The 18,318-nt window shown below is 58.1% G+C and carries 16 protein-coding genes and 1 tRNA gene; 14 read left to right on the forward strand and 3 right to left on the reverse strand.

Going from position 1 to position 18,318, the window contains the following annotated elements:
* Positions 1-129: 129 nt before the first annotated feature.
* The 3 genes from dinB (at position 130) to ACMGFM_RS04690 (ending at position 2,432) form a co-directional block, all read left to right on the forward strand.
* The gene (dinB, locus tag ACMGFM_RS04680; protein ID WP_436901282.1) at positions 130-1,320 is read left to right on the forward strand and encodes a DNA polymerase IV; all 1,191 of its coding nucleotides are present in this window, start codon (positions 130-132) and stop codon (positions 1,318-1,320) included.
* Positions 1,321-1,390: 70 nt separating this feature from the next.
* A complete protein-coding gene (locus ACMGFM_RS04685) occupies positions 1,391-1,891 on the forward strand; it encodes a winged helix-turn-helix transcriptional regulator (protein ID WP_436901283.1) in 501 nt (166 codons plus the stop codon).
* 46 nt (positions 1,892-1,937) lie between these two features.
* On the forward strand, positions 1,938-2,432 hold the full coding sequence (locus tag ACMGFM_RS04690) for a phosphopantetheine adenylyltransferase (RefSeq protein WP_436901284.1): 495 nt from the start codon (positions 1,938-1,940) through the stop codon (positions 2,430-2,432).
* Here the strand turns inward: ACMGFM_RS04690 and ACMGFM_RS04695 are convergent, their stop codons facing one another.
* The gene (locus tag ACMGFM_RS04695) at positions 2,433-2,741 is read right to left on the reverse strand and encodes a transcription initiation factor IIB family protein (RefSeq protein WP_436901285.1); all 309 of its coding nucleotides are present in this window, start codon (positions 2,739-2,741) and stop codon (positions 2,433-2,435) included.
* 85 nt (positions 2,742-2,826) lie between these two features.
* Here ACMGFM_RS04695 and ACMGFM_RS04700 point away from each other — a divergent pair.
* Positions 2,827-2,911, forward strand: a tRNA-Leu gene (locus ACMGFM_RS04700).
* A 355-nt stretch (positions 2,912-3,266) separates the two neighbouring features.
* Here ACMGFM_RS04700 and ACMGFM_RS04705 read toward each other — a convergent pair.
* Entirely contained in the window at positions 3,267-4,451 is a 1,185-nt protein-coding gene (locus tag ACMGFM_RS04705; RefSeq protein WP_436901286.1) for a DUF8743 domain-containing protein, read from the reverse strand.
* Between the two features lie 390 nt (positions 4,452-4,841).
* On the opposite strand from ACMGFM_RS04705, the gene ACMGFM_RS04710 reads away from it, so the two are divergent.
* The 7 genes from ACMGFM_RS04710 (at position 4,842) to ACMGFM_RS04740 (ending at position 13,202) form a co-directional block, all read left to right on the forward strand.
* Positions 4,842-6,560 (forward strand): plastocyanin/azurin family copper-binding protein, encoded by a 1,719-nt coding sequence (locus tag ACMGFM_RS04710; RefSeq protein ID WP_436901287.1) that lies wholly within the window; start codon positions 4,842-4,844, stop codon positions 6,558-6,560.
* 350 nt (positions 6,561-6,910) lie between these two features.
* A complete protein-coding gene (locus ACMGFM_RS04715; RefSeq protein ID WP_436901288.1) occupies positions 6,911-10,957 on the forward strand; it encodes an Eco57I restriction-modification methylase domain-containing protein in 4,047 nt (1,348 codons plus the stop codon).
* 257 nt (positions 10,958-11,214) lie between these two features.
* On the forward strand, positions 11,215-11,940 hold the full coding sequence (locus ACMGFM_RS04720) for an AzlC family ABC transporter permease (RefSeq protein ID WP_436901289.1): 726 nt from the start codon (positions 11,215-11,217) through the stop codon (positions 11,938-11,940).
* A complete protein-coding gene (locus ACMGFM_RS04725) occupies positions 11,937-12,263 on the forward strand; it encodes an AzlD domain-containing protein (protein ID WP_436901290.1) in 327 nt (108 codons plus the stop codon). Before ACMGFM_RS04720 ends, ACMGFM_RS04725 begins: the two co-directional genes overlap by 4 nt.
* Before the next feature lie 9 nt (positions 12,264-12,272).
* A complete protein-coding gene (locus tag ACMGFM_RS04730) occupies positions 12,273-12,476 on the forward strand; it encodes a hypothetical protein (protein ID WP_436901291.1) in 204 nt (67 codons plus the stop codon).
* Positions 12,477-12,482: 6 nt separating this feature from the next.
* Entirely contained in the window at positions 12,483-12,656 is a 174-nt protein-coding gene (locus tag ACMGFM_RS04735) for a hypothetical protein (RefSeq protein ID WP_436901292.1), read from the forward strand.
* An 84-nt stretch (positions 12,657-12,740) separates the two neighbouring features.
* Entirely contained in the window at positions 12,741-13,202 is a 462-nt protein-coding gene (locus ACMGFM_RS04740) for a DUF7994 family protein (RefSeq protein ID WP_436901293.1), read from the forward strand.
* A gap of 8 nt (positions 13,203-13,210) precedes the next feature.
* Here the strand turns inward: ACMGFM_RS04740 and ACMGFM_RS04745 are convergent, their stop codons facing one another.
* Positions 13,211-14,461 carry an MFS transporter gene (locus tag ACMGFM_RS04745; RefSeq protein WP_436901294.1) on the reverse strand — a complete coding sequence of 417 codons (1,251 nt, stop codon included), beginning with the start codon at positions 14,459-14,461 and terminating at the stop codon, positions 13,211-13,213.
* Positions 14,462-14,806: 345 nt separating this feature from the next.
* Here ACMGFM_RS04745 and ACMGFM_RS04750 point away from each other — a divergent pair, with 345 nt between their 5' ends.
* From ACMGFM_RS04750 to ACMGFM_RS04760, 3 genes are all read left to right on the forward strand, one after another.
* Positions 14,807-15,514, forward strand: coding sequence for a TIGR00266 family protein (locus ACMGFM_RS04750; protein WP_436901295.1), 708 nt, complete (start codon positions 14,807-14,809; stop codon positions 15,512-15,514).
* A 47-nt stretch (positions 15,515-15,561) separates the two neighbouring features.
* Complete coding sequence (locus ACMGFM_RS04755) at positions 15,562-16,845, forward strand: MFS transporter (protein ID WP_436901296.1); 1,284 nt, start codon at positions 15,562-15,564, stop codon at positions 16,843-16,845.
* Between the two features lie 64 nt (positions 16,846-16,909).
* Complete coding sequence (locus ACMGFM_RS04760) at positions 16,910-18,280, forward strand: cryptochrome/photolyase family protein (RefSeq protein WP_436901297.1); 1,371 nt, start codon at positions 16,910-16,912, stop codon at positions 18,278-18,280.
* The last annotated feature ends 38 nt before the right edge of the window (positions 18,281-18,318 follow it).

Below are 18,318 nucleotides of genomic sequence, written 5' to 3' on the forward strand. Positions count from 1 at the left end.
AACGACCGCTGAGCGGCACGGCCATTGGCACCGCAGGTAAAACAGCGGGCCGTGGCACTGACCGGCCGGCAGTGTCACGGTATTTTCACATTCGTGGAACTTTAACTCCGTAGCCACGTAACTCGGGGTATGGAGCGTGGCCGACTACCCGGCGTCTCTGCCCCCGAGCAAATTATCTGCCACGCTGATATGGACTGTTTCTACGCTGCTTGCGAGCGATTGCGCGAACCGGCACTGCAGGGTGAACCGCTCGTTGTCGGAATGGGCTACGAACCAGGCACGACCAACGGCGCAGTCGCGACGGCGAGTTACGAGGCGCGCGACTACGGCGTCGAAAGCGCACAGGCCATTTCCGAAGCACTTGAATTACTTCCGCGAAAGATCGACGTGGCCCGCAACGGGGGCGACGTTGACGCAGCAGGCTTCTACCGGCCAGTGGATATGGAGTACTACGAGTCAATCGCCGAGGACGCCCAGATGATTCTGGACGAAGAGGCGACGACAGTCCGGAACGTGAGCATCGACGAAGCCTATCTCGACATCACCGACCGCATTGACTGGGACGATGCCGGGCAGTTCGGCCGCCAGTTGAAGGACCGAATCGAGTCGGAGGTCGGTGTGACGGCAAGTCTCGGCATCGCGCCGACAATGAGCGCGGCAAAGGTGGCCAGCGACCACGACAAACCTGACGGGTTGGTCGTCGTCGAACCAGGGGACGTGCAGTCCTTTCTGGCCGGCCTACCGGTCGAGGACGTTCACGGCGTTGGCCCGGTAACAGCCGACCAAATGAGTGAACTCGGCATCGAAACCGCCGGCGACCTCGCTGGGGCTGACCCCGCGAAACTGGACTCAGAGTTCGGCGAGCGCGGCCGTCGTGTGCGCCGGTACGCCCGCGGCGAGGACGAACGCGAAGTCCAGCCGACAGGCCGACCGAAGAGTTTCTCTCGGGAATCTGCGTTCCACGAACCCACTGCGGACGCGGAGACACAATACGACCGCGTCGACCAACTCGCGACAGCGGTAGCCGAGCGGACTGCGCGCCGCGATGTCCTCTACCAGACAATCGGAATCAAGGCCGTTTTGCCGCCGTTCGACGTCCGAACACGGGCACAGTCGCTGTCCGGCCCGGTCGCAGACGAGCAACTCCTTCGTGAGGTTGCGGCAGAGTTGTTCGAGGAGTTCGCGGGTGAGCGTATCAGGAAGGTCGGTGTTCGCGTCTCAAATCTCTCCTTCAGTGCGAACGACCAACCGACACTGTCGGCTTTTGGGACTGACGAGACAGAAGAGGAGACGCAGCGTTCGCTCACTGATTTCGACTGAACGACAGGTCTCTGAAAGGGAAATTGAGCCAAGCATTTTTATCAGGGAGTCGCCTTCCTCCCCACGAACGATGGCTGCTGACGAGACACCAGATGACGATTCTAGCGCTGAACCTGCCACTGAGGGAGAGTCCTCGGGTGATGTACGCGAGAAGTTCGAAGCTGAAGCCGACCGAGCAATCGAGCAGTTCGACGAAGGTGTCGTCGACTTGCTCTCTTGGATTCTCGAAACCGAGACACGCGCTCGTATCTATATCTACCTCCGACAGCACCCCGACAGCACGAGTGAAGAAATTGCCGACGGAACGGGACTCTACCCGAGCACGGTTCGAGAAGCGCTCGCGGCCCTGAACGACGACGGCACTGTCGAGCGCGGCAAACGAGAGAGCGACGGGGCCGGGAACAACCCCTATGAGTACTCTGCAATGGCTCCGAGCGAACTCATCGGCGGCGTTATCGACGACGTGCAGGGGCATATGAACGCGGTGTTCAACCTCGACAAGTATCTCAACGGCGACGAGAAGACTGACGAGCCAGTCACTATTACTGTCACGGACGAAGACGACGAGTAGAGCCGAATCCGAAGCCACTAAACCCCGAGCTACCCAGACAGAAGATATGAGCGTTGCACTCGGTGGAACATTTGATCCGGTGCACGACGGCCACCGCGCGCTGTTTCACCGTGCGTTCGAGCTGGGAGGCGTGACTGTTGGCCTCACCAGCGACGACCTCGCCCCCCGAACCCGCCACGCAGACCGCCCGATTCAGTCCTTCGAGCGTCGACGAGCGGAACTCGCTGCGGAACTCGAACGGTTCGCAGCCGAGTACGACCGCGAGTACAGCATCCGAAAGCTCACCGAGCCGACCGGGATTGCAACAGAAGCACAGTTCGACGTGCTCGTCGTCTCACCGGAAACAAAAACTGGTGGGAAACGGATCAACGAGATTCGCCGCGAACGAGGGTACCAGCCGCTCGAACTCGAAGTCGTTGATCACGTCTACGCCGAAGACGGTGAGATCATCTCTTCGACGCGCATCGTCGACGGCGAAATCGACGAACACGGCAATTTGACGCCCGACCGAGACGGACGAGTGAGTGCTGACCTGGAGTAGCTACCAGCCCGGCGGCTCGAGTCCCGTCGCCTCTAGCTGATCTTTCCAGTGTTGCTGGACAGCCAGTCGTGACACCCCGACGGCGTCGGCCACGGCGGTCTGTGAGCGTTGGTCGCCAGCGATGAGTGCGCCGACGTACAGCGAGGAGGCCACACGGGCCTGTTTGGAGCGCTCTGATTCGGGAACAGTCGAGAGAAAGACATCGCGGGCGTGTGAGCGAGCGTCAGAGCCAAGCTCCAGTCGGTCGGCTGCGGTTTCGAGGGTGTCCAGCCATTCGGCGTTGTCGAGTTCGTCGCTGGCGCGGTACACGCTGTGAGGTAGGTGGGTTAGCTGTATAAATGCTAGCGGCGGCAAGCGACACGTTCATTTGGAACGGGTCGGAAGAAGGTAGTGCGCGCGGGTAACCGAGCCAGGCCAAAGGTGCAGCGCTTAGGACGCTGTCCCGTAGGGGTCCGCCGGTTCAAATCCGGTCCCGCGCATTTTCCTGCGAACACGTGAGGGAGCGACGCGACCGAACAGTGAGCAGTGAAAATCGCACCGAGCGGATTTGAACCCTAGAAGTCGCAGTGCGCGCAGCGAACACAGTGAGCGAGCACAACCGTCTTCATCCGGTTCAAATCCGGTCCCGCGCACTACCACTTTTTACTGCGTCGGGTTCGCTCTTCGAGCGAACCGCTCCTTGCAAAAACTTGGGGAAAAACCTCTCGACGCTCACTGCTCACGGTTCCCGATGGTCACCGTTCGCTTTCGAGGGCTCACTCCGTTCGCCCTCGCATCGTTCGCGTCGAGCGAACCGCCTCGCTACGCTCGGCGGAGAAGACTCCCTCGGCCAATTCAGAGCATATCATCGGTTGTCTTTGCATTTAGTAACTTCCCAAGAGTTGTGTATCTCAGTCCTTGTGGGTATTTCGACTTGTACGGGACTGGATCGTCGAGTTCATAGAGGGACCCTGGCTCGAACATGATGACCTTCTTTCCATCTGCAATCTTAGCTCGGTCTTTGTAGTCAGTTGACTCTCGCATTAATTCCGCTTCATCAGGTTCCACCACTTCACTCACCTTTGCGAAGTATTTCACCTCTTGAACATCACCAGTGACGTACATTGCCACATACTCGAAGTCGCTACCGACCCGAACGAACCCCCATGCCTCATTCTCCTTGAGGAATGGCAGTCCAGACTCCTTCGTGGGGAATACAGCCACGCGAGCGTCTGGGTCACCCTCAATTTCATTCCGGGAAATTTTACCCGTGACCTCGTTTTTCAGTGGTTCCATTTTGTCGGGAGTCTGGTCTGGTTCTGACTTGTCTTCCTCTCCGGAATCTTCGGGCGGCTCCTCACTGACAAAATGCCGCTGCTCACGGAGTACAGAGACAAGATTCTGCACGAACTCCCGAGACTGCTCTTCGAGATCTATGGTGAGGTCCCCTACCTCGTTCTCGACCGCCTCGGTCACGGACTCAGTGACGCTGTCCTCGTTTTGCTGTAGATGCCGAATTGCTCGGTTTGTCTGTGCGACTTGCTCAGCCACCTCGTCCGACTTCCCCGAGCGTATCGACTCCTTGGTGAGCAGTTCCAGTACCTCTGGATTCTCAGCGAGGTCATCGAGGTCAAATTGAACAACCGAAACTTCCTCACCACCGTTTCGGTCGTGGTTCTTCGTTAATACCTCAAACGCCTCACCATTTGTCAGAATTCCCCAGTCAACATCGAGTTCCTGCCGCATGTAACTCCGCAACTGCTGGACCTCGGTCTCAGTGAGTGTCGACCGAACTGGCTTCGCTTCGACGAATATCACGGGAGAGTCCCCAACGAGCAGAGCGTAATCGACGTGGGTGCTACCTGATGCCATCGGGATTGTATATTCGAGCGCAACCTCCGTAGAGTAGAGATCCCATCCGAGTAGTTCGAGGAAGGGCTGAATGAGTTTGACCTTCGTGTTTTCCTCGTCCATCTGCGGTGACGATTCGATGAGCTGCTGACACCGCTGGACGTACTCGTTGATATCTTCTCCGTCCATTAGAGAACAACTGTGAAACCTACACACAAATAGTATGGTGAAAAGAGGAGGTCAGCGGCTAACGCTGTGCCACAGGTATTTTTCTAAATTTTGAGCCCAAATTGCGACCTGTCGAGAGAAGGAACGAGCGAAAGCCGGCTTCCTAGCCGCCCTCGCCTGAACCGCGCTTAGGATGCTATCCTGTAGAGGTCTGCCGGTTCAAATCCGGTCCAAATCCGGTCCAAATCCGGTCGTCTCACGCAATATTATCATTCAAACATCACTTTTGAATCGCAGTTGATAATTAAGGCGAAAATTTTTCCTAGACAAACGATTACACACCGCAATGCGACCACTCTGCACGTCGCCCCGGAGGGAGACGATAGCAACTCAGGGAGTGAGGGCGACCCGTTGGCGAGCATCCAGACTGCGGTTGACGAGGCCTACCCGGGAGACAGTATCGAACTTGCGTCTGGGGAATACCGTGAGGAAGTGTGGACAACGCGGGCCGGAGAGTCTGGCGCGCCAATCACGATTACTGGACCGGAGGACGCAGTTATCCGCCCGCCAGCAGGGTCAAACGACGTGCTCAGGATTAGACATAGCCACATCCACGTGCGCGGGATGACAATCGACGGCTTGCTCGAACCCGACCGCAAGTACGAGGATTACGGGGCCTGGGTCAGTCGGTGTGTGTTCATTACGCCCGTGGGTCGGTACGACGCAGAGACTGGGGAAGGGCCAAAATACCTCTACGATGTTGTCCTCGAACCATCGCAGATCGGCAACTGCGCGAAAGCAATGGTCAAGTGTGTCCGCTTGCGCGATTCCTCTATTGGCGACTTCGAGGTAATCGGCCCTGCCGGGATGCGGTACGACCCTCGCGTCGACAACTACGAGATCGGACACGTCCGGGAACTCGTCTACGTCGGGAGTCCCGAAACCCACCGGGGGGAATCCTACTACAAATACGAGACACTCGACCGGAGTCAGAACATTCGAGTTCACCACATCGACAACAGCGCGGGGTACCGACACAACGAGCTCGTTGATGTCAAACTCGGGAGTTCGAATATCACAATCGAATACTGTACCACCCGCAACGCAGGCCACAACACGGAGGCAGTCGTCAACGCAGCTATCGACCTGAAGGGGAACGACTGCACCGTTCGGTGGAACGACATTGGTGACTCGCCAGTCCCGCTTAGTTTCGGGGCCTGGGCACCATCTGATGATATCGACGGCGGGGACTGGAGTCAGAACAACGACATCTACGGCAACTACATCCACGATTTCGCGGCGGGGCCGTTCAGGATGCGAAACGACGAAGCTCGTGATGTCGGCCCAGTCTCGTTCGACGAACAGTCATTCTGTGGGAACCGAATCGAACGTGGGTCGCCCACTCTCGACCACTGGGTCGGGACAGCAAATGGCTACGACGGCACGCTGGTCGACAAACAGGGACAGGATTCAGTAACAATCGATGTCGGCGCGGGAACTGACGAGCGCGAACTCGACCCACCCGCGGTGGTCGTTGATCCGGGAACGACAGTCACCTGGGAGTGGGTCGGCACCGACGAGCACTATATCCTCCGGCAAGAACGGGTTCGAGATGACCCTAGCACCGTCCCTGACCTCAAGACAGCGGAGTACTCGGAATCGAAGACACTGGACCAGATCGGAGTCTACCGCTACGCGTGTTACAACCACCACGACCAGGGGATGCGAGGGACAGTTATCGTCCGAGACGACGAAAGCCGGTGGGATTTCACGAGAGCGAAGTGTGACGACGTATCAGTAACTGCAACCGGAGACACCATCCGAGTAAACGACCAAGCCGAGGTGTCCATTGCAGCAGAGTACACGGACCAGATTACGATTCGACAACTCTGGACAGATTGGACCGTCGAAAGTGGTGTGTCGGACCAGATTGTAACTGACCGCGTCTCGACAGCAGGGGAGTACGAACTCGGCTGGGACGTCAGACAGCTGTCCCCGCAGGGTTCGATTACCATCAGACCGCCAGATCGATACGTTGGCGGTGAGTACGAACTCACAATTATTGCCAAGAATGCCTACGGAGAGACGAAAGAAACGACGGTACCCCTGACTATCGACTCATCCGGGTAGTTGGTGTGTCGCACTTTTTACGTCGTCGGGTTTCCTCGCAAGCCGTTGGATCGCGGCTCCGCCGCTCGCCTAACGAGGCCTCACTTCGTTCGACCTCGCGCTCACTGCGGGAACCTCTCCTCGTAAAAACATGCGGAAAAACTCCCTCGACGCTCGCTTTCGAGGGCTCACTCCGTTCGCCCTCGCACTGCTCGCGTCGAGTGAACCGCCTCGCTTCGCGCTCACGGCTTCGCCGTTCGCGCAGCGCTCGGCGGATATTTGTAACAATAAACCGTCAATTGTGTGCGACAATCATAACGGACCCTCCGTCATATATTTGTGAGTTCCGCACACGTGTGAAAGTATCTTCAATGAGTCAATCTACCCTCTACGAACGGGCCTACGTTAATTCGGCTCTCTTCTCTGGGCACTATTTGGACGAACGCGTCCAGGAGCGCGAGGAATGGGAATGTGACGACGCTGCCCGCGAGGCGCTGGACAAACTGCAATCGCTATACGAACTCGAAGGAGATCTCGTCGGCGGTTATGACGAAGACCCGCTCATTGACAACTGGATCGATGAGGTACTCGATGTTCTCGGGTTCGGAAGTCAGGTAGAGACCACTCTCCCCGATGGGAATGGATTTGTTGACGAACTACTGTTCGAGAGCCCGGAGCGACGCCGGGAAGCCGCCAAGGTCTACTTCGATAGCAAAGATACGACAGATCTGTTCGAGCGTGGCATCGGAATTGTCGAGGCGAAACAGTGGGATGCAGATTTTACTGTCCGATTTAGTGAACAGCGACCGTACCGCAACGCCTCCCACCAGATCAAACACTACCTTGAAAACACGCCAGAGCATATCCAGTGGGGCATTCTAACTAACGGTCGGAAATGGCGACTATACGGAACGAACGATTACGAAACACAAACCTACTATGAAATCGACCTGCCAGAACTTCTCAGAGACGGTGATCTGGAGAAGTTCAAATACTTTTACGTGTTTTTCCGTCCCGAAGCATTCCGGGAGACTGGCGGAACGACGTTCCTCGACGAAGTGTGGTCGGAAAGCGAAACCGCCTCGCAGGAACTCGGTGAGGATCTGCAGGATAACGTGTTCACGGCGTTGCGGGTGCTTGGCCGTGGCTTCGTCGAGACGAACGATCTCGGCATCGAACCGGACGACGAGGGGTCACTGAACGAACTGAAAGAACAGTCGCTGGTCCTCCTGTATCGACTGATGTTCATCCTCTACGCCGAATCTCGTGAACTGATCCATCCCGAGAGTCCGGCGGCAGTCGACGAGTACGAGGAGAATTTCAGCCTCGACGAGCTCAGGCTTGAGATCCACGAGACCATCGGCGAGGTTGACGAAGGTTTCGAGGAGGAGTACAGCGAGTTCTCGACGACGATGTGGAGCCGACTGGAAGACCTGTTCCGCCTGATTGACGAAGGCGAGGAGTCGCTCGGGATCCCGCCCTACAACGGCGGTCTATTCGACCACGAGGAGCACGATTTTCTCGCCGAGCAGGAAGTCAGCAATCGCTATCTCGCGGAGGTTATCTATCGACTGTCCACGACGCGTAACGACGAGGGGCGGTACGTGCTGGCGGACTACGCCGACCTCGATACGCGACACCTCGGCAGTGTCTACGAGGGATTACTCGAACACCAGTTCCGCATCGCTCCGGAGCAGTACGCCGCAGTCGCGGAGGACGGCGGACAGGTCTGGAAGCCCGCGACGGAGGTGAGTGTCGCCGACGCTGTCGAGAGTGTCCCGGCGGGTGGGCTGTACGTTGTCAACGACGAGGGCGAGCGCAAAGCCACAGGTGCGTACTACACGCCGGACTACGTTGTGACCTACATCGTAGAGGAGACTGTCGGCCCGCTGGTCGAGGAGATCCGCGAGGACCTGATCGACCAAGGATTCGAGCCGGGAACGCAGGAGTACATTGGCCCCTTCTTCCGGCGTGTGACGGACCTGCGGATTCTCGACCCCGCGATGGGGAGCGGCCACTTCCTGACGAAAGCAACGGGCTACCTCTCCGAGCAGGTGATGAACGAGGTCCGCGAGGCGGAGACGGAGTTCGGCGTGGCCTTCGACGAGCAGCACGTCCGCCGGGAGATCGCCAAGGAGTGCATCTACGGCGTCGACCTGAACGGAATGGCCGTCGAACTGGCGAAGCTGTCGATGTGGCTGGAGACGCTGGCGGCGGACCGCCCGCTCGCGTTCCTGGATCACCACTTCAAGCAGGGTAACTCGCTCGTCGGGTCGGATATCGAGGATATCGAGGAACTGGAATCGGACGCGAGCGAAGACGACGACGAGCAGGCGTCGCTGGCGGAGTTCGGCGCGACTCGGGAGGGGACGATAGAGCGCCTGATGGACATTTATTCGGAGTTTCTCGCCATCGAGAACGAGACTGTGGAGGATGTCCACGAGATGAAACGGAAGTATGCGGAAATTGAGCAGGACGAACTTCGGCAGCGACTCCTGGCGATGGCGAACGTTCATACTGCGGAGCGGTTTGGAGTGGATGTTCCGGGTGGTGCTTACGAACGGATGGCGAAAGCACTAGAATACCCTGAAGAGTGGTCAATTGTTGCAGATACGGACTGGTTTGCGACAGCGCAGAGAATGGCTAAGAATCAGGATTTCTTTCATTGGAAACTATCATTCCCCGAGGTGTACTACGAAACGGATGGAACATCTCAGGAACTCTCTGGTTTCGATGCCGTCGTAGGGAATCCGCCTTGGGTAGATGTCAAAGGACTAGAAAATCCCGAATTCTTGTTTGACCTTTTCGAGACGAGTTTTAATAGGGTGAATATCTACTCAGCGTTCTGTGAACGGACGGCAGATCTAATCCGAGATGAGGGTGCCTTTGGTTTTGTAACTCCCAACTCATATTTAACTCAGAGTTCCTACGAGAAACTAAGACGGCATCTTTTCAGTAAATACTGGTTTGATTCTATTGTTCGTCTGCCAGACGATGTTTTTGAGGGTGTAACCATGGAGACAGCCATACTTACTGCTACTAAGGTCAATTCGGGGATGGAACAGAACCGCTCGCTTCGTGCGGTGCTTTACGATCCTGACGACCCGATCAGCAGAATCCCAGACTCGAATGCTGAGATAAAGGCAATCGACACAGAGTATTGGAAAGACGAGTCTCTTATTTTCGATCTGTTCACCTCAAAAAAGGAGCGAAAAGTCCTTGATCGGGTGAGTGAAGCGGAACACCATATTGACGATTTATTTGAGACCTGTTTAGGGATTACACCGTACGATAAACATGAGGGGCATACTGAGGAACAGATAGAGAACCGTGTATTCCACGCTACTGAACAGGAAGGTGAGGACTATTACAAGATTACGTCAGGAACTGGAATACAGCGCTACCGTCTCTTCTGGGAAGGTGGCGAATGGATTAAATACGGCGATTGGCTGGGTGCAGAACGAGAGCGTCGATTCTTCGAACAGCCGCGTTGTGTCGTAAGACAGATTGTTTCGACTGACGGGTCTCGTGGTATCAATGCGGCGTACACTGAAGATACTATTTTTCATACACAAGTTGGTTTTGTCTTCCTTCCCAAAGATGATGACCCACAAAAAGCGAGAAACCTCGTCGCAGTCCTGAATTCGAGGCTTCTCACCTTCTATCATCGGAAGAACCATCTTGACGAACACAAGGATACATTCCAGAAAATCCTGATCCAAGACGCGAAGGAATTTCCTTTGCCTGAAGGATTTACATCTCCTGATTTGACTGAAAAGGCTGAGCAGATAGAGGATCTAGTAAAAAAACGGGGATCAATCAATCTCGAACTCCTCGATTACCTCACACCATACACGGATGGCCCAGATCTCGCTAACCTCGGTACTTATGAGCCTCCGAAGTCTGTCAGCGAATCTGTTGTAGTGGCAACCAAAGAGGACTACGACAACATCCGCGTCGGGACAGTCACTTGCGAACGCGAAGACGAGAGCACCGTCACCATCCACGCTACCGCCCGTTACAAGCCCGACGACGAGGACGCCTACGAGACAGATCGGTGGGGCTACACCGAAACCGGACCACTGCCGGCGATGCGATTCACGGACCTCACCGAGACGGAGGCCGACCTGATCGAGGCGTTCGTTCCGGTCGCCGTCGACAAAGCAGATGGCTTCGCCGGGTTCCGCGAGACAGCCACGAAAACGAACTCGCTGATTGACCGATTGGAGGCGATCACGCTGCCCGACCCCAACGACGTTGCCGAGGACCTCGACCGCTACAACGAGGCCGTCGAACGCGCCGCAGAACTCGACGAGAAGATCGAACGGACCGACGACCTGATAGACGAGATTGTCTACGAACTGTACGGACTGACGGAAGAGGAAATCGAGATTGTCGAAGAAGCCGTGAAGGAGTAGCATCCGCGCGAGCGTAGCGAGCGCGGTTCACTGCGAGGGAGCGGTACGAGGTCGAACGGAGTGAGACCTCGAAAGCGACCGAGCAGCCTTTTTCACCACCGAAAGACTCGCGGTGCTCGTCTTTCGAGCACTGTTTCGCTTTGCTCAACAGGACCACGTTTTTCGAGGAGTGGTTCGCGCCCACGGCGAGAACCCGACCGGGAAAAAGGTGGTCTCGGATCGCAAGTAGTGTCCCGGCAGCCTGCGAACGGACACTAATGAGTCGTCGTGAAGACTTCATGGCCGGCGTAACGGCAACAACGCCAGTGATGCTCGGCGTGATTCCGTTCGGACTGGTTGCCGGTGCGGCGGCCGTGGGGGCAGGACTCTCGTTGCTGCAGGCGGTTGCACTCTCAGTTGTGGTGTTTGCCGGCGCGTCACAGCTCGCGATGATCGAGCTATTCGGGCAGGACGCGACGCTGTTGGTCGTCGTTGGGACAGCACTCATCATCAACTCGCGGTTAGTGATGTACTCAGCCTCGCTGGCACCGCATTTTACACGAGAGAGCCGTCGCTGGCGTGGGCTGATGGCCTACATCATGACCGACCAGGCGTTTGCACTGTCGGTGACCCGGTATGCAGAGGGCATGGAGGGTGTCGCCTCCAAGCGGTGGTATTACCTTGGCACCGCTGCGCCGCTGTGGATTGTTTGGCAGTTCTGTACAGTTATCGGTGTCATCGTGGGAGCGAGCGTCCCGGGGTGGCTCCCACTTCGGTTTGCAGTCCCACTGACGTTTCTGGCGCTGTTGGTGCCGGCGTTGCAGACCCGAGCGCACGCGGCAGCAGCCCTCGTCGGCGGCGGCGTCGCGACCATCGGCGTTGGGATACCCTACAATCTTGGGCTACTTGTCGGTGCGCTACTGGGTGTCGGGGCTGGCACAGTAATCGCTCTCAAGACAGAAGAATCGTACACGGGTGGGACTCCCGAGGAGGTGGGTGAGTGACCTCCCCCGACCCGATCATCTGGGCGGCAGTGCTACTCGCCGGTCTGGGAACCTACGCTCTGCGGGCGTCGTTTCTGTTCCTCTTCGAGCGGTTCGGTGAGGTTCCGGAGAGAGTAAAACTCGCATTAGAGATGGTGCCCGCTGCGGTGCTGTCGGCGCTGGTCGTCCCGGCAGTGGTTGCGCCGGGGGGAGCAATCGTGCTGAGTGGCAACATGCAAATTCCCGCCGCACTCGTCGCGGCCGCAGTCGCGTGGTACACGGAGAGCATTCTTGCAACAATCGTCGCGGGATTAGTAGCGCTGATGCTACTTACCGCGGTGTAGGAGTCGCAGGTGCCTCGCTCGTCCATCCGCGGCTACAGCGAGAAAGTGCTTGGGCGCACACTCGCCGAACTCCAAGTTGTCTGGGAGCTGTCGCCACGGAATACGTTGCTTGGAAGCCTGATTGCGTCGCTGCTCGGGCAGAACCTCTCGCTGTCGTATCTCGCAGTGACCCAACTGAAATCGTGTGGGCTGAGCGCGAGCACGGGCCTCTAAGCTTCTGTGCCAGGATTGCTCGCGGGAAGCTGCTGTGCGCCAGTCTGGTTGCTGGTCGTTGGGATTCAGGTCAGTGGAATCGTCCTCACTGCCGGCGTCTGGTTGCTCCCCGCAAGTCTGCTCTTGCTCGTCGCGACGCTGGTGTACGTCGCCGGGAAAATCACCCCTGCTGCGTTGTGACCCACTACCTCTTTTCGGTGAAGAGCGTTACGCGCTCAGAAACGCATCGTCACCGGTTTATCCGGTAGCCACAGAGAATAGTGTATGGCTGACAGGTCGACCCCAGGCGAACCGTCTAGTTCGGAGTCTGGGCAGACAGCAGCAAGATACCGAAGACAGCGGAAACTCAGCGCAATTGTTGGGGGATTCTTGCTGGTCATCGTCGCGGGGTCAGTCACAACGCTCGGCAGCGGGATTCTCTCCAGACCACTGATTGCGATACAACTGGCCGCGCTGGGACTGGCCGGGATATTTGATCTCGTCTCAGGAATCGAGCGACTGCCAAACGGGCCCTTAGCGTGGTATCAGTGGAGCGGGCTGGGCAATCTCTGTCTGGGCCTCTCGCTACCGCTGGGGTTCCTTGGGGGAGAGACAGTGCTGTTGGCGGTGCTTACGCTGGGCGGTCTCTCGCTTGCAGCAATTGGCGTCGATATGCTGGTCTTCCACGGCGCATACACGAAGGGAACTCCGCTTGATGAAAGCCCAGAGCAAGCAGATGTCCGCTGAGCGCTGCGTTAGTTTCGAGACAGAAGCGAGAGTGCAAGCACGAGGGCAACTACCTCGAATCCAGCGAGCAGGACGAAGACAGTGGTTGAAGAGCCGTACGTGAGTGCTGCCCCGACGATAGAGGCCCCCAGAGCACCGATGCCGAAAATCGCGAGATACGTGTACCCGAAGGAGAGTCCCCGGTGTTCGGGTGGGGAGTACTTTGCGATAGTTGCCTGACTGAGCGGCTGAATCCCAAAGAGCACGAATCCCAGCGCAGCGCTCACGAGCAAAAGCGTTGGCAGCGTCTCCGTCGCCGGGATGAACAGGACGGCGATACCGGCGAGCAGCGCCAGAGTGATTGCCAGCCAACGGTCCACCTCGACGCGGTCGGTCAGCTTTCCACCGACAAACTGGCCGGCGATGCCAACCGTGAGCAATCCAGCGTAGAGATACTGCGCGAGGTCAAACTCGCGGGCAAGTCGGCCGTCGGGAACCGGTCCAACCCCCTCCGAGGGCGCACTGTCAACCAGCGGGTCGAGAAAGTTACCAAGCATCTCGGGAAGGAACGTCAACATCCCGCGGTAGTACAGTCCATTGAACAACACGAGGACGAACACCGTGGCAAATCCAACGGTAAACAGCCCGCGAGAGGCGTCCAGAAACTCTTTGGCCGAGTCAATCTCTGCTGTTGGCGCGTCGCCGCCGTCCGTCGCCGCAACGGCTGCTGTCTCGTCGAAGTCGACAGTTAGCCCCGCGACTGCTACCAGAAGGGCAGGAATGGCGAGAATCACAGCGGCAGTCCGCCAGTCGACGGCAATCAGCAAAATTGCAGTCAGAAACGGCCCGGTCGCAATCCCCGTGTTGCCGGCCATTCCGTGGTAGGCAAAGCCCGTGCCGCGCTGTTCGACGGCTTTGCTGATGAGCGAGAGCCCGGCAGGATGGTAGACGCTCGCTGAGAGCCCCCACAGCGCCAATGCGAGCGTAATTCCGATGATGTTTGGAGCAATTGCCAACAGCAGAAACGACGACCCCATTCCGACGAGGCAGGCAACGATGAGTCGTCGAGAGCCGAAGCGGTCGACGAGCAGACCGCCCGGCAGTGCACCGATACCAAACAGTCCGTAACCCACGGCGACGACGGTGCCGAGCGTCGCGGTTGTTGTCGAAAACTCGACCAGCCAGACAGTCATCAAAATCGGGATTGCGAGTTCGTAGGTGTGGACCATCCCGTGGCCAGCCATGGTGAATCCGGCAATCGCACGGTCGTTCGCGTTCATCGGCTGGCACCTCGCCGCGAGCAGCGACCAGACGCGAAGACAGACATCAGTACCTTCGCCTACGAGTAGGAGGTTCAATGGAGTTACCCTTTTTCTCTCGACATTACAATAGAGCTGAACTTTTTGCTTCCAAAGAAACCCAGAATCCAATGTTGGAAGTGAGAGTGCAGACGCACGGCCGAGGCCCGTTCACAATATCAGAGAACCCAAACGACCACTGACTCGAAATTGTTGGCGCTAACAGCAGCAGATTATCTGTGGCGTGCCGGGGTATCAGATACCAAAATAAGTTACAGTCAACGTGAATATCAACATTTAAATTACATTACGAGCGAATTATCGCTCATGGAATACCAAATCCGGAAAGACCCGAGCTATGCGATGCTCGAAATCACACTGGCAGACGGCGAGCAGATCGAGACGAAACCCGGTGTGATGATGGACCGGACCGGCGGCATCGACAACGAGTCCGACATCGGTGGTGGCGGAATTACCGGAGCAGTCGGGCGCATGGTCAGCGACGAGCGCTCGCTCATCGATAACACCTACTACGCAACTGCTGATGACGAACGAGTGTCACTGGTCCCGGAGCATCCCGGTGACGTGGTGGCAATAAACATGAGCGACCGCGGCGAACTCCGCGCCCAATCCGGCTCGCTGATGGCCTGGGAGCCACTGGTCGAGCGCTCGACCGAGTGGAACAACCGCTCGAATCTGTTCTCGTCGGGCGAACTCACAGTACTGGGACTTTCTGGCCAAGGATTGGTATTTCTCTCCTCCTTTGGCTCGATGGTCCGGCGAGACGTGACACCAGACAACCCTCTCACGGTGGACGAGAACCATCTCGTCGCGTGGACGGCAGGGATGGACCTCTCCCGGGAGAAAGACGGCAGTATCAAATCGAGTCTGCTCGGCGGTGAAGGACTCGTGACGACGTTCCGCGGCGACGGCGAGGTGTGGCTCCAGACCCGGAACCCGGCGTTGCTGTACGGCCCACAACAGCACGAGGACGACGAATCCAGCGGTGGCATTGGCGTCGACGACTTCCTCTAGACGGAGAGAATCGTAACCCATTTTGTGCGCCTCAGCCCCCTACCGGTGTGAGCAACGCCGACGAGCGGTCACAGTTCTGGGCGCTGTATCTCACCCGCTTTGCCGAAGGGTTCGGGTTCATCACGCTCATCACGCTGTTGCCAACCTACATCAACACGCTCGACCCTCAGGGGGCAACAGTGTTCGGGCTGACCATCAGTGCGGGATTCATCATCGGTATGTACACGACTGGGTTCACGCTCGCCCAGACAGCAACAGTTGTCCCGCTGGCGTGGGCCGGTGACCGCTTCGACAAGCGACTCGTCCTCCTCGTTGTCCTCGGAATGGGGGTAGTCATCTACGCGCTGTTTCCGCTGGTGGACTCGTCGCTGTCCTTCGTTGCAATCCGCGCGCTGCAGGGCGTCGTTGTCACCGGTAGCGGGCTGATGTCGCTCTCACTCGTTGGGCAGGTTGCCGCTACGGGGACGCGAGCAGACAAGATTGGAAAGGCGAATGCCGCCTCCTTTGCGGCCTCGATTCTGGGGTCGCTCTCTGCCGGTGCAATCTACGACGCTGTCGGGTTTGGGCTGGTGTTTATGCTCGTCGCCGCACTGTTCGTCCTCGCGTGGCTGATTGTGCTGGTCGTGCTCGACGACGACGACACTCGCCGGAAGGGATTCCCGTTCACCGACCTCGCGCTCAACAGAAAGATTGTGACGATTTCGACCTTCCGAGCGCAGTACGCCTTCGCGGTGACGATGGTCCGGACGTGGATTCCAATCTACGCAGGGACAGCCCTCGCGTCGGGCGGGTTGGCAGTCGGTGCGACGGCAGTCGCAGTGACCGTCACAGCAGAGAAAGCAACGAACATGCTCGGACAACTGTTCACCGGCCAGCTCTCCGACCGGTACGGGCGGTCGCTGTTCGTCTTCGCCGGCGGCGGAGCCTACGGCCTCGTCGCGCTGGCGGTGCCGCTGTCCCCCACAGTTGGCTCGGCGGTTGGTGCCGGCGTCACGGTGCCGATTCTCGGCGAGTTGCCAGCAGCGTATCTCCCGCTGGTTGCGTTCTCAGGGTTGCTCGGCGTCGCCGACTCGTTTCGCGAACCGGCGAGTATGGCGCTGTTTGCCGACGAAGGGACCTCCGAAGGCGGCGTCGCGTCGAGTTTCGGCATCCGCGAACTGGTCTGGCGGCCAGGGTCAGTCGCCGCGCCGCTGATTGCAGGCTGGCTGATGGTCGAGGTGAGTATGGCGTCTGTGTTCTACGTCGGGGGAACATTCGCGCTCACCGGCGTCGTAGCCTTCCTTGCCGTGCTTACGGTCGACCACGGCAGGGCCGCGCTGACAACCTGGTGAGCCGCACTGCCAGCCGATTTTGTGGGGACCACCAGCCTCAAATTCCCGTAAGCCAAATTACTGTATGAACCTCTTCTGGCACAGACGCGACTTTCGAATTCCGGACAACCGTGGACTGACACTGGCCACCAACAACGGCCCGACACTACCGGTCTACATTGTCGATACGGACATGCTCGCACAGATTGGCAAGCGCCAACGGGCCTTCTTCATGGAGGGAGTGCGAGAACTGAAGCGGCGATACCGACGACTCGGCTCGGACCTGCTCGTCCGCGGTGGTGAGCCTGCGGACGTTCTCAGCGAGATTTCTGAGGACTACGACGCCGAGCGCGTCTACTACAACCGCGGGTATCGCCCAGCGCGACGAAACCGCGAGCGTGCTGTCGACGAGGCCCTCCCCACGAAGTCAGTACAGGACTTATTGCTCGTCGACCCGGACCGACTCGACCGCTCCTACCCAAATCACAGCCAGTTCTACAACGACTGGCAAGGTGAACACAAACTGACGCCCTTCGAGCGCCCGGATGAGGAGACGCTCGTTTCGTTCAGCGACGACACCGGCCCGCCCAGTATCGAGGCCGACATCGAGTTACCAGCGGCAGGGTACGAGTCCGCCCGCGAACGCTACGACCAGTTTCTGACCGCCGGAATCGAGAGTTACAACGACACCCGCGACGACATGCGTCGGGCGGTCGAACAGCCAGTCGGTGCCGTCTCTCGGCTCTCACCGTATCTCGCGGCTGGGATGATCGGCATTCGAGAGGTGTGGGCCGACGCCGGCGAGCGCTACGACGCGGCGACGGGTCGGGCACGCAAGAACATCGACAAGTTCCGCTACGAACTCTCTTGGCGCGAACAGAACTACCACCTGCTCAACTACAACCCGAGGCTGCTGACTGAGAATTACAAGGAGATTCCGAACCCAATCGAGTGGCGAAATGACAACGAGGACGTAGAGGCATGGAAGCGCGGCGAGACGGGGTATCCCTTCGTCGACGCAGGAATGCGCCAGTTGAACGAGGAAGGATACATCCACAACCGCCCGCGACAGGTCGTTGCCTCTTTCCTGACCAAACACCTGCTGATTGACTGGCGTGTTGGCGCACGGTACTTCCAGAAACAGTTGCTCGACCACGACCCGGCCAACAACTACGGCAGTTGGCAGTGGATCGCCTCGACCGGGACAGACAGCGTCGACGTCCGCATCTTTGACCCAATCTCGCAGGCCAGCAAGTACGACGACGGCGCGACCTACATCCGAGAGTACGTGCCCGAACTCGCAGACGTTCCGACGGAGAAAATCATCGACTGGCCGACACTGTCGAAAAGAGAGCGCGACGAGTTCACGGCAGGGTATGCTGACCCGATTGTCGACAGAAACGAGGGGTACGAACGAGCACAGCGCACGTTCGAGCGGGCGCTCGGAAAGCGGTAGTCGGGTGACAGGCAGCCGACGGTGATCAGTTGTTCTGT

The sequence above is a fragment of the Halovenus halobia genome, assembly GCF_051414135.1.
Lineage (GTDB): Archaea > Halobacteriota > Halobacteria > Halobacteriales > Haloarculaceae > Halovenus > Halovenus halobia.